The 12,560-nt window shown below is 37.1% G+C and carries 9 protein-coding genes; 5 read left to right on the forward strand and 4 right to left on the reverse strand.

Going from position 1 to position 12,560, the window contains the following annotated elements; all coding sequences use genetic code 11:
* Nucleotides 1–10: 10 nt before the first annotated feature.
* Complete coding sequence (locus MP477_RS13995) at nucleotides 11–1,492, reverse strand: trehalase family glycosidase (protein WP_257190895.1); 1,482 nt, start codon at nucleotides 1,490–1,492, stop codon at nucleotides 11–13.
* 1 nt (nucleotide 1,493) lies between these two features.
* Entirely contained in the window at nucleotides 1,494–2,723 is a 1,230-nt protein-coding gene (locus tag MP477_RS14000) for a sugar MFS transporter (RefSeq protein WP_257190896.1), read from the reverse strand.
* Nucleotides 2,724–2,846: 123 nt separating this feature from the next.
* On the opposite strand from MP477_RS14000, the gene MP477_RS14005 reads away from it, so the two are divergent.
* Nucleotides 2,847–3,701, forward strand: a complete 855-nt coding sequence (locus MP477_RS14005; RefSeq protein ID WP_257190897.1) for an AraC family transcriptional regulator — start codon at nucleotides 2,847–2,849, stop codon at nucleotides 3,699–3,701.
* Nucleotides 3,702–4,003: 302 nt separating this feature from the next.
* Here the strand turns inward: MP477_RS14005 and MP477_RS14010 are convergent, their stop codons facing one another.
* On the reverse strand, nucleotides 4,004–4,558 hold the full coding sequence (locus MP477_RS14010) for a thioredoxin family protein (RefSeq protein ID WP_230041200.1): 555 nt from the start codon (nucleotides 4,556–4,558) through the stop codon (nucleotides 4,004–4,006).
* 319 nt (nucleotides 4,559–4,877) lie between these two features.
* Between MP477_RS14010 and MP477_RS14015 the strand changes: the two genes are divergently transcribed.
* The 4 genes from MP477_RS14015 to MP477_RS14030 all read left to right on the forward strand — a co-directional run bounded on the left by MP477_RS14015 (nucleotide 4,878) and on the right by MP477_RS14030 (nucleotide 11,768).
* On the forward strand, nucleotides 4,878–5,474 hold the full coding sequence (locus MP477_RS14015) for a TetR/AcrR family transcriptional regulator (protein WP_230041201.1): 597 nt from the start codon (nucleotides 4,878–4,880) through the stop codon (nucleotides 5,472–5,474).
* A 363-nt stretch (nucleotides 5,475–5,837) separates the two neighbouring features.
* A complete protein-coding gene (locus tag MP477_RS14020; protein WP_230041202.1) occupies nucleotides 5,838–6,998 on the forward strand; it encodes an efflux RND transporter periplasmic adaptor subunit in 1,161 nt (386 codons plus the stop codon).
* A gap of 41 nt (nucleotides 6,999–7,039) precedes the next feature.
* Nucleotides 7,040–10,222 (forward strand): efflux RND transporter permease subunit, encoded by a 3,183-nt coding sequence (locus tag MP477_RS14025; RefSeq protein WP_257190898.1) that lies wholly within the window; start codon nucleotides 7,040–7,042, stop codon nucleotides 10,220–10,222.
* A gap of 133 nt (nucleotides 10,223–10,355) precedes the next feature.
* Nucleotides 10,356–11,768 carry an efflux transporter outer membrane subunit gene (locus MP477_RS14030; RefSeq protein ID WP_257190899.1) on the forward strand — a complete coding sequence of 471 codons (1,413 nt, stop codon included), beginning with the start codon at nucleotides 10,356–10,358 and terminating at the stop codon, nucleotides 11,766–11,768.
* A 77-nt stretch (nucleotides 11,769–11,845) separates the two neighbouring features.
* Here MP477_RS14030 and MP477_RS14035 read toward each other — a convergent pair whose 3' ends face one another.
* Nucleotides 11,846–12,478: a histidine phosphatase family protein gene (locus tag MP477_RS14035; protein WP_257190900.1), complete on the reverse strand. Its 633-nt coding sequence runs from the start codon at nucleotides 12,476–12,478 to the stop codon at nucleotides 11,846–11,848.
* Nucleotides 12,479–12,560: the final 82 nt, after the last annotated feature.

Genomic DNA, 12,560 nt, shown 5'->3' on the forward strand with positions numbered 1-12,560 from the left:
GTTGTTAGTTTCAGTTTTGTTGTAATTTTAAATACACTCCATTCGTCCAACCGAATCCATCCTGATTGGGGTATTCCCCTCCACCTGCAATTGTTTCTGTATCTAATGCATTGTATTTTTCCATAAGTTTTCCGGTATTGTTGTAGACTCTTTCTACATTCGAACACCAGTTATTTTTTATTTTTTCAGCCAGCTCATTACACCCATAATTCTTCATAGCTTGAAAACCCAGCCACTGATAAGGAGCCCATGCATTGGGTAAATCCCATTGCTGTCCCGATTTTTTTGTTGTGGTAACCAACCCTCCCTGATACAGGAATTTTTCAGCAATAATTCTGGCAACTCCTTTCGCCTGTTCCCCATCTGCCAATCCCAGAAATAAAGGGTAAAGAGCAGCAATATGCTCAGACGGTGTTTTTGTGTTTTTTTTAGTATGATAATCCTTATACGTCATCGCTTTTTCATCCCAGAAGTATTTATTGATCATCTGTCTTCGCGTTGCTGCTCTTTCAGTAAAATAATTTTCCTTTTCAGTTAGATTCTGAAGTGCTGAAGATTTTGCCAGTGTGGTTTCCAAATGCCATAAGAGGCAATTCAGATCTACCTGAGCAAGGTTCAGCGTTTCTATAGTCTGTATATGTTCTCCGTCTGCAAACCATCTGCTGGAAAAATCCCAGCCGGATTCACAGGCGCTTCTTATATTTCTGTAAAATTCATCCCCGGAAGCATTTTCATGATCCTCAATATCGATCAGGTAACTTTCAGGACGTGGTGTATTTTCCGTATCATAATAACGGTTTAAAATATCACCATCCTTGGTTTTCACTACTCTTTTGATACATGAACCACTCTCCAGCTCTTCTTCACCATTCATCCAGAAAGCATATTCTTTTTCTAAAGTATCATGATATTGTATATAGATTTCATTATGATGGGTAGTTTCAAAAAGCAGATCCAGCATCAGCGAAAAATACGGAGGCTGGGAACGGCTTAAGAAATGAGTTCTGCTTGCATTCGGAACAAACCCTACATGCTGGATCAGATAAGCACAGTTTTCCACAATATTCTTCATCATTTCCACTCTCCCGGAAACCTGCAATCCAAGCATAATAAAATAGCTGTCCCAATAGAAAAACTCATTAAATCGCCCTCCAGGAACAATATAAGGTTTTGGTAATTTCAAGAGGGTTCCTTTTTCTTCATAGGCCGTACGGGTCAGTTCGTCCCATAATTTTTCAATATGCTCTTCAATAGGAAGATGATGTTCTCTCTGAACAGAAATTTTTGCCCCTAGAAAATCAAAATGGGCCATCACAAAATCTTTCAGTATAAAATCTTCAGCTTTTTTTGCCTCTTCATACTTTTTATTGATTTCATTGATCAGAAATAATGGAACCGCATCGGTCATCATTTTTTGATCTTCAAAAATCTTAGCCTTCTGTACCTCATCAAAAAGAGTCTGAATTTCCTTGATGTAAAGTTGATTACTCATTTTATTTTTTAGGATTTATTTTTAATTTATTCATGAAAATGGCTGACGTGATCAGGAGTGAAAGCGGAATTAATGAAAGGTAAAATGCCTGCTGCCCACTAAATTCCTGAAACACAAAACCGGTAATAATTGAGCCTATAGTTCCTCCGATTGCTGAAAACACAACAATAAGTCCGGACATGGCACTGTGTAAGTATTTCGGTATGGAAGCCAGAATTACAGAATTAATACTGGGATAAATAGGAGCCAGCAAACCACCCATTAACGGGAACAGATACACCACAAGAGGTGCATTCAGCCAATTAGTATCGGTACCAATATGAATATGATGGGTTAATGGCAATACCAAAAGTAAACTTACGGCAAAGCCAATTACGCAAAATGAAACAACATAAATCCAGCTAAACTTTTTCGAGAAGAAACCTGATAAAAACCTTCCCAAAGCAAAAGCCCCGGCTAAAACAGCTCCCGCCTGAATGCTCATTGAAGTTGGCACCTTTAAGATCTCTTTATAAAAAGTAGGTGTCCATGTCTGAAAACTCTGTTCTACCAACACAAAAAGGAAGGCACATAGTAAAAAGAACAATACTTTTTTATAACTGAATAAACTTGCACTGTTTTTTAAGTCGCCTATCAGATCTGTTTTATCACTTTTTGTCTCCTTCTCGTTCAGTTTTGAAAAGAATAAAAACAAAAATGAAAGTGTAGAAAGCGCTCCTAAAACCCAGTACACATTAAGCCAACGGGTAGATTTAGGATTATGATCATCAATATATAAACTGAACAGAAGATTTCCTGCCAGTACTCCAATCATAAAAAAGCCTTCCAGAAATCCCATAAAACTGGAATGTTCCTTATCGGTTTCTGTAACCAGTCCAATAGACGTAAAAACTGATATTTTAATAAGGGCAAAAGAAATCCCTACAATGGCAAATAATACTTTAAAGATCCAAAAACCACTTGCAAAAGGCATTACAAAACACATGCAGCTCACCATAAATAAAGCAGCCAGCATTGAGTTTTTGATCCCTATTTTCGGAAGAAATGAAGCCAGGATAAATGAACAAATGGCAATCGGAAGATCTTTAAACCCTTCCAGGATACTGGCAGACGATTTTGAAATTCCAAAATTCTGCTGAACCTGGAGAATAACTGTTCCCACAGAATTCAAAAGAATTGCGAAAACAAAATAATTTAAAAATAATACAGCCTTTATATTGAAATTTTTCATTCAGATCATTTCTTGTCGGCTAAGATAGAAGCATTTGTGTTAACGATAATTTAACACAGTAAATCAATATTTGAACAATATTAATATAATTAGTATTTTTAATGATTAAATATGATTAATTAAATGAAAGTTACTTTTGAAAGAGTCATTCCCAATGAGAAAAGCTCGTTCCGTACTATTCATAATAATTCCCCTATTTCGGAATTCAAATGGGAATATCATTATCATCCCGAAATTGAGCTGGTCTGTGTAATTTCCGGGAACGGAACCCGCCATGTGGGTTATCATAAAAGTAATTATACCCATGGAGATCTCGTTCTTATCGGATCCAATATTCCCCATTCCGGATTTGGTTTAAATTCCATTGATCCCCATGAAGAAATTGTACTTCAGTTTAAAGAAGAAATTCTTCAGTTCCCTGAACAGGAAGTAGAAGCCAGATCTATTAAAAACTTACTGGAACTTTCGAAATATGGCATTCACTTTCATCACAAAGTAAAAAAAGCAGTGCTTCCAAAACTTAAACTCATGCTTGAGTCTGATGGTTACAAAAGATATTTAATACTTCTTGATATTCTTTTCGAACTCTCTACATGTAAAGACTATGAGCTTTTAAATAAGGAAATCATGCCTTACACCATCATTTCAAAGAATAAAACCCGACTGGAAAATATTTTCACCTATGTAGAGCATCATTATGATAAAGAAATTAATATTGAAGAAGTAGCAAAACTGGCGAACCTTACTTTACCGGCCTTTTGCAATTTCTTTAAAAAAGCAACTCAGATCACTTTTACAGAATTTGTAAACCGATACCGGATTAATAAAGCCTGTCTTTTGATGGCTCAGGATAAAACCATTTCAGAATGCAGCTATAGCTGTGGTTTTAATAATGTGACCTACTTCAACAGGATGTTTAAAAAATACACAGGAAAAACACCTTCAGAGTTTATTAAGAACTATTCTCAAATAAGGTGAAATGTATAATAAAATTAATATTTTACAAACATAGGATGACAAATATTGCGCTTAGTTTACCCACATACTTTGTCATTCCGCAGGAATCCAAGCATAAAAATTCTCGCAGATTGAACTGTTGCTTGCGTTATAGGGTGATATAATTACGTTACTATCATTGTGCACCCGTTAAATCTGCGAGTGAAATAATAGCAGCACAATACACCTGAGAAATCTAAGAGAAAATAAAAAAGCTGTCCTTAAAAAGAACAGCCTTTATATCATGATACATAAGAAATGGCAATTAAAAGCCAATAACCTATTTATTTCCATTTAATATTACATCCCATGCTTGGTCTCTGAATTTCTTCCTGTGCTTCACCAGCCAAAAGATTTTCAAAAGCAATAATTAAATCTTCTCCGGTTACATCTTTATTATTCCCAGGTCTTGAATCATCCATCTGACCTCTGTAGACAAGGTCCAATTTATCATCAAAGAAATAAAAATCCGGTGTACATGCCGCTTCATAAGCTTTTGCTACAGCCTGGCTTTCGTCAAATAAATAAGGGAAATCAAAATTCTTTTCGATTTGGAACTCAATCATTTTTTCAGGAGAATCAGCAGGATATTTTTCAATATCATTCGCATTAATGGCAATGAATTCAATTCCTTTATCATTATAATCTTCATATAGTTCGTTGATCTTATCGATCACATGAAGAACAAATGGACAATGGTTACACATGAAGATCACTAATGTACCTTTTTCGCCTTTCAGATCTTCTAAAGACTGTATTTCATTCGTTTTTGATGGGTTTGGAAGCTCAAAAAAGGGAGCTTTGGTTCCTAATGCCAACATATTTGAGGGAGTATTCATACCTTATTTCTTTGTTCACAAAGATAAAAATTTCTTTTATTAATAAACTGCGTTCTGAATAAGACATTTTTATTTTTATTTAATAGAGGATGGAAGTTATATGCCACTTAAAAACTCTTGATCATCAATTGTATTGATTTTCACTTTACTTATTTTTTATAAGATTTTTAAATTACATTCAAAAAGAGGTCTCTAGCTCCCATTCTTACAGCTTTGAGCTACTTCTATCAATATCTATTAAATGTTAAAATTAAAATAACATTTGGAAGTTATGTTCAAAAGTTTGTAGTTTTGCTAACACTGTTAGTAAATAAATATCATGGGCCTACATGAACGCCGTCAAAGAGAAAAAGAATCCATCCGTGCAAATATTTTGCAGGCTGCTTTCACATTGGCGAAAACTGAAGGCTGGGCTTCACTATCCATGCGTAAAATAGCAGATGCTATTGAATACAGCGCACCGGTAGTCTACGATTATTTTGAAAATAAAGAGGCCATCCTATTTGAAATTTCTTTAGATGGCTTTCACAATTTACATATAGAATTATTAAAAGCTCAGAAGAAACATGACAGTCCGGAGGATCAGCTTGTGGCTATTGTAGATGCCTACTGGAATTTTGCTTTTAAAAATAAAGAATACTACCAGCTTATGTTTGGTTTGGGAATGCAGTGCTGTGGAAAAGGCCAGATGAAAAAAGAATTTTCATCTTTTCAGGAAATGATTTATGAATGTACCTATGAAATTATCAAGAAAAACGGATCCAATCCGGATAATGCATGTCATATGTCTCATGCCCTGTTTTCAGCAGTTCACGGAATGATTTCCATTATGATGATGCGTACGGCAGATATCCCGTCTACTATGAATAAATCATCTTTAGATGAAACTGTTTCGTCTTTTATCAGATCTTTATAGATTTTTTTTGAGCTAAAAATTAACACCGTTAGGAAATTTAACACTGAATTAATATAAATAATTCATTCAAACCTGATAAAAACTAAAATTATTATGTAAAACTTATACAATTTAATCGGTAAAAGTAAGGATTTTTTCTTTAAACATTAACACCGTTAGCAAAATTAACACACTTACACCTCACACCTTCATACATTATATATATTTTAAAAATTCAATTATGGGAACATTCAACTTTATCGGACATTAAAAATTATGTAATTTTTTTTGAACAAATTATTAACACTGTTAGGAAAAAAAACAGCATTTATTACAAGGAATATTACTTAAATCTAACACTTCATTAAAAAAATTAAACTCAAAATGAAAATACCTGGAAAAACAAAGTTTATTGTACTTATCTCAAGTATAATTCTTTTACAGAGTTGCACCAAGGCTGCCGAAGGATCTAACGCCGCACCGCCAGCACCTGAACTTCCGGTTTATACCGTTATCACCTCTCCTGCCACCACTTATCAGGAACTTCCTACTGCTTTAGAAGGAAAAAACAATGTAGAAATCAGATCTCAGGTAGATGGATATCTTGATAGGATCTATGTAGAAGAAGGAGCTTATGTAAGAGCCGGACAGCCTTTATTTAAAATAGACTCCAGAAGCTATGGTGAACAGATGAATATGGCACAAGCCAATCTCCAAGTGGCCCATGCTAATATACAGAAAGCAAAAGTAGAAGTTGACAGACTTCAGCCATTGGTTGCTGCAAAAGTAGTGTCTGATGTACAGCTTAAAACAGCGAAAGCCAACTATGAAGCTGCGGTTGCAGCGGCAGCCCAGGCCAGAGCATCAGTAGGAAGCGCAAGGATCAATGTAGGATTTACAACTATTACAGCACCGGTAAGCGGTTATATTGGAAGGCTTCCTTATAAAAAAGGAAGCCTGATCTCCAGAACAGATCCTAATCCATTGACTTTATTATCAGACATCAGTGAAATTTATGCCTATTTCTCTTTAAGTGAACTTGATTTTATTGCTTTTCAAAATAAATATCCAGGTGCTACTTTAGAAGAGAAACTGAAAAATATGCCAATGGTAGAACTGGTAATCGCCGATAACAGTATCTATCCTCAAAAAGGAAAACTAAGTATTGTAGACGGGCAGTTTGATAAAACAACCGGAGCTATCAGCGTACGGGCAGTTTTCCCTAATGCACAGGGATCTTTGAGAACCGGAAATACGGGAAGGGTACGTATGCCTCAACTATTATCCAATGCTGTAGTTATTCCACAGGAATCTACTTTTGAAATTCAGGACAAAACATATGTCTACATCTTAGGAAAAGACCAGAAAGTAACAAGCAGACCGATAAAGATTTCCGGAAAAACAGACAGCTATTACTTCATCTCTGAAGGTCTTCATTCCGGAGACAAAATCGTCTACACCGGAATAGGAAGCTTAAAGGATGGAGCTTCGATCAAGCCAAAAGCAATTTCGTCTGACAGCTTATTGAAAGCAAAACCTTTATAGTCCTTTTCCGAATACAGAAGACTTAAAAAAATAAACTTCTTATGTTAAAACAATTTATAGAAAGACCGGTACTTTCAACGGTCATCTCCATAATACTTTTGTTATTGGGAGCCTTGTCTCTCTTTAATTTACCGATTGCCCTCTTTCCGGATATTGCTCCGCCAAGTGTTCAGGTAACGGCTTTTTATCCGGGAGCGAATGCCGAAGTAGTGGCTCGTTCTGTAGCTACCCCCATTGAGGAAGCTGTGAATGGAGTTGAGAATATGACTTATATGACCTCCAATTCCAGTAATGACGGAACCATGACACTGAGTGTTTTCTTCAAACAGGGAGCTGATGCTGATAATGCAGCAGTAAACGTACAAAACCGTGTATCAAAAGCAATGAGCCAGCTTCCTCAGGAAGTAGTACAGGCCGGAATTTCAACACAGAAAGTTCAAAACAGTATGATTATGTTTATGGGACTTACCAGTGATGATCCGAAACAATACGACGAGCTTTTCTTACAAAATTACCTGAAGATCAATGTCATTCCCCAAATACAGCGTATTCCGGGAGTAGCACAGGCTCAGGTATTTGGAACAAGAGATTATTCCATGAGAATCTGGCTGAAACCGGATAGACTGGCAGCCAATAATCTTTCTCCTCAGGAAGTTCTCGCTGCAATCAAAGACCACAACCTTGAAGCGGCCCCAGGCCGTCTTGGACAGGGAAGTAAAGAAACTTACGAGTATATCCTTAAATATAAAGGAAAGCTGAACAAAAATGAAGATTACGAAAGTATCGCCATTAAAGCAAATAATGACGGATCATTCCTAAGATTAAAAGATGTTGCAAGAGTAGAATTTGGTTCTTATACTTATACTGCAACAAACAGAGTAGACGGAAAACCGGTTGCAGGATTTGCTATTTTACAAACTGCCGGTTCTAATGCCAATGAGATCCTTACAGAAATTGAAAAACAGGTTGATGTATTGAATACTACCCTGCCAAAAGGGGTAAAGCCAATTATCATGTATAACTCCAAGGACTTTTTGGACGCTTCTATTCATCAGGTTGTTGAGACATTGGTGATCGCTTTCATTCTGGTATTTATTGTGGTGTATATTTTCCTTCAGGATTTCAGATCTACGCTTATACCGGCTATTGCAGTACCGGTTGCTATTATCGGGACGTTTTTCTTCCTGCAGCTGTTCGGTTTCAGTATCAATATGCTTACATTATTTGCTTTGGTACTGGCCATTGGTATTGTAGTGGATGATGCCATTGTAGTAGTGGAAGCCGTCCATTCTAAAATGGAACATACAGGCATGCCCGTGGAACAAGCTACCATGAACTCTATGAGTGAAATTTCCGGAGCTATTATTTCCATTACATTGGTGATGTGTGCTGTATTTATTCCGGTAGGATTTATGCAGGGCCCGGCAGGGGTCTTCTACAGACAGTTTGCTTTCACTCTGGCAATTGCCATCCTGATTTCTGCAGTAAATGCATTGACATTAAGCCCCGCTTTATGTGCCATGTTCTTAAATGATCCTCAGGGTGAGCATGGTGAACATGGTCATAAAAAAGGTTTTGGAGCGAGATTCTTCAATGCATTTAATGTGAGCTTTAACAATATGACCAGAAAATACATTTACAGTCTTAAGTTTTTAATTAAAAATAAATGGGTGGCTGTAGGAGGTCTTGTCCTTATTACAGCGGTAAGTATTTTCCTTATTAAAAAAGCACCCTCAGGATTTATTCCGACAGAAGATCAGGGATTCGTATTATATGCCGTGAACACACCTCCGGGAAGCTCACTGGAAAGAACTCACAGAGCAACTGCACAAATTGATAAAATCATTAACGGCGAAAAAGCAACCAATCACCTTTGGGTAGCAGACGGGATGAACTTCATCAGTAATGCCAATGCTTCTCCTTATTCTGCAGGTTTTATCAAGCTTAAAGATTATGACAAACGTGGGGATATGAAAGATCCTGACCAGATTGCCGCAACGTTGACAGGAAAGGTAAGCCAGGTAAAAGATGCCAACGCATTCTTCTTCAACTTCCCTACTGTACAAGGTTTCGGTAACGTTTCCGGTTTTGAATTCATGCTTCAGGATAAGACAAACGGTACTTTTGAACAATTGGGAACCACCACACAGGCATTCATCGGAGAACTGATGAAACGTCCGGAAATTGCATTTGCCTTTACAACGTATGCCGCCGGAAACCCACAGTATACTATTGATGTAGATACAGACAAAGCCAACCAGCTTGGAGTTTCTATAACTGAATTGATGCAGACTATGCAGATTTATTATGGAAGTAGCTTTGTCTCGGATTTCAACAGGTTTGGTAAATATTACAGAGTAATGGCCCAGGCAGATATTCCTTATCGTACGGATATTAACTCTTTAGAAGGAATTTATGTTAAAAATAAATCCGGAGAAATGGTTCCTGCCAAGACCCTGGTTACTTTAAAAAGAACTTTTGGCCCTGAAACCGTAACAAGAAATAACCTTTTCAATGCCGTAACTATTAATGGAACGCCAAAACCTGGATACAGTACCGGTGATGCCATTAAGGCTGTAGAAGAGGTAGCACAGAAATCCCTTCCCAGAGGCTATGGCTATGAATGGACAGGAATTACCCGTGAAGAGATTAAAACAGGTGGACAAACTGTATTTATCTTCCTTTTAAGTATCCTCTTTGTATACTTCCTGCTGGCAGCTCAGTATGAAAGTTATATTCTTCCGTTTGCCGTTATCCTTACCATTCCTACAGGAGTCTTTGGGGTATTTGCCTTCACAGGATTAGCCGGAATTGATAATAACATTTATGTGCAGGTGGGGCTCATCATGCTTGTAGGGCTTTTAGCAAAAAATGCCATCCTGATTGTAGAATTTGCTGTTCAGAGAAGAAATGCAGGAAAATCACTGATTGAATCGGCTCTTCAAGCTTCAAGATTACGTTTAAGACCCATCTTAATGACCTCTTTTGCCTTTATCGTGGGTATGCTTCCATTAGTATGGACACAGGGTGCTTCTGCAAAAGGAAACCATTCCATCGGGTACAGTACTGTAGGAGGAATGCTTACAGGAGTTATTTTCGGAATTTTCATTATCCCGGTAATGTATGTGATCTTCCAATATCTGCATGAAAAAATGCCAAGCAGAAAAAAGAAAAGACTTCAGAAAAAACTACAGCAAGAGCAGGCTTTACCAGCTGTTCATTAAAATTATTGACAAATCTTAGGGATATAGAAACAATAACGTAACAAAAGGGTACACTTTAATTATTTTAAACTACAAGCTGTACCTCTATAAACTGTCCCTAAGAATTTTGTATCCTTTAAAAGCCTATTAAACAATGAAAAGAGTAAAAAATATTATATTAACGTTTGCGCTGGCTTTAGGCTCTGTTTCGTGTGTGTCCAAACTGGCATACACAGAACCGGACCTTCCGCTTCCGGAAAAGTTCCAGTATACAGCAACTGCTGATACGGCAAGCATTGCCAACCTGGAATGGAAAGAATTTTTCAGTGACTCTATTTTACAGGGGTTGATTGAAAAAGGAATTAAAAATAATTATGACCTTCAGATTGCATTAAAGCAGGTTGCCGCTTCACAGGAAAAATTGAAACAGGCAAAATATATGCAATATCCTGATGTGGGTTTTGGAGTGTCCGGCCAGATTTCTAAACCATCCAAAAACAGCATGAACGGGCAAAGCTTAAATTTATTTTTAGGACAAAGTCATGTTGAGGATTATAATGCAGCATTCAACCTTTCATGGGAAGCTGATATTTGGGGGAAGATCAAAAACCAGCAGGAAGTTTCAAGAATGCAGTATCTGCAGACTTATGAAGGCTCAAAAGCTATCCAGACCCAGGTTGTAGCAGCTATTGCTCAGGGATATTATAACCTGCTGATGCTTGATAAACAACTGGTAATTGCAAAATCCAATCTGGAATTGAGTAGTAATACATTGCTGATTACCCAGAAAATGTGGGAAAGCGGTGATACTACTTCTTTAGGGGTACAACAGTCTGCAGCGCAGAAGCAGGCAACAGAACTGCTGATTTCTCAATTGGAACAGAATATTGCTATTCAGGAAAATGCTCTAAGTATTTTGGTAGGAGAAATCCCTAGTAAAATAAACAGAACGATTGAAATGGTTGATACATCTTTACCACAGAATATAACTACCGGTCTTCCGGCAGCTATGGTAAGCCGCAGACCAGATGTACGCCAGCAGGAGCTTGTTTTACTGGAGTCCAATGCTTTTGTCGGAATTGCACAGGCCAATATGTATCCTGCCTTAAAGATTACAGCTAACGGAGGGGTCAATTCCTTCAAATTTGATAACTGGTTTCAGATTCCGGCATCATTATTCGGATCTGTTTTAGGAGGAATTACCCAACCTATTTTCCAGAAAAGGCAACTGAAAACGGATCTCGAAGTAGCCAAAATTCAAAGAGAAAAAAATGTTTTGGCCTTCCGCCAATCGGTATTGAATGCCGTGGGTGAAGTTTCTGATGCCCTGGTTTCTAACGAAAATTTAAAAATCCAGGAACAAAAAGCAGCGGAACAGTCTACTACATTAAAAGACGGAATTAAAAGTGCACAGCTTCTTTATAGAGGAGGTTCAGCCAATTATCTCGAAGTAATTACCGCACAGGGCAACTCACTTCAGGCAGAGCTGAATCTGGCTTCCATTAAAAGACAGAGATTAAGCAGCATTGTAGATTTATACAGAGCGCTTGGTGGCGGTTGGAAGTAGTAAATTAAATTATATTGTTATCATGCAGTCCTCTTTCAGGACTGCATTTTTATTTAAACCCATAATGTTCTGACAGATCAGGGTGTGCTTTGACCATATTTTTTTTGAACTGCAAATACGGATCCCGCTGTAGCAGAGTTTTTTGTAATAAATATATTATCAAACTGGGTTTCACTAATTGTCACATTCAATGTGTTATTACTCAATACTTTTACCATATCAGGAACTGTATTTGAATGCCCAACAATAACTACAACTTTCCCCTGATTTTGGGCAAGAATGCTGTTGATAAATAATTGAGTAGCAGCAATGGTAGTAGCTGGTGTATATTCTTTAATCGTAATTCCTTTGCTCACCGCTAATGGGCTGGCTGTTTGCCGGGTGCGGTTATATGGGGTGGTATAAATATTATCTATATGAACATTTTCCAATAAGCGCTTTAATTCATCTGCCCTCAACTTCCCGGCACTGGTAAGATTAGGATCAGTTCCAAAATTTTCTTTTTCTGCATGTCTCAATAGAATGCATACCGTTTCTGTACTGCTGATTTCTGACGGAAGAGGAATTCCTAATGGATTCTCAATTCGCATAGCTGTATTCGCAATGCGGTTTTCTGCGGTACCTTGTTGATTTTCCTGGCTGGAAACTCTTTCACAACTTGTGAAAAAGACCATAATAAATGCCAATCCTGAAATAATTAATTTCTTCATAATGGTGTTAAATTGTGTTTTTAAAAATCTCTTATGTATTAGTAAGGAAATTTAATATAAAAAACACATATAAAGCTAATTA

The sequence above is a fragment of the Chryseobacterium sp. WG23 genome, assembly GCF_024586575.1.
In the GTDB taxonomy this organism is placed as follows: Bacteria; Bacteroidota; Bacteroidia; order Flavobacteriales; family Weeksellaceae; genus Chryseobacterium.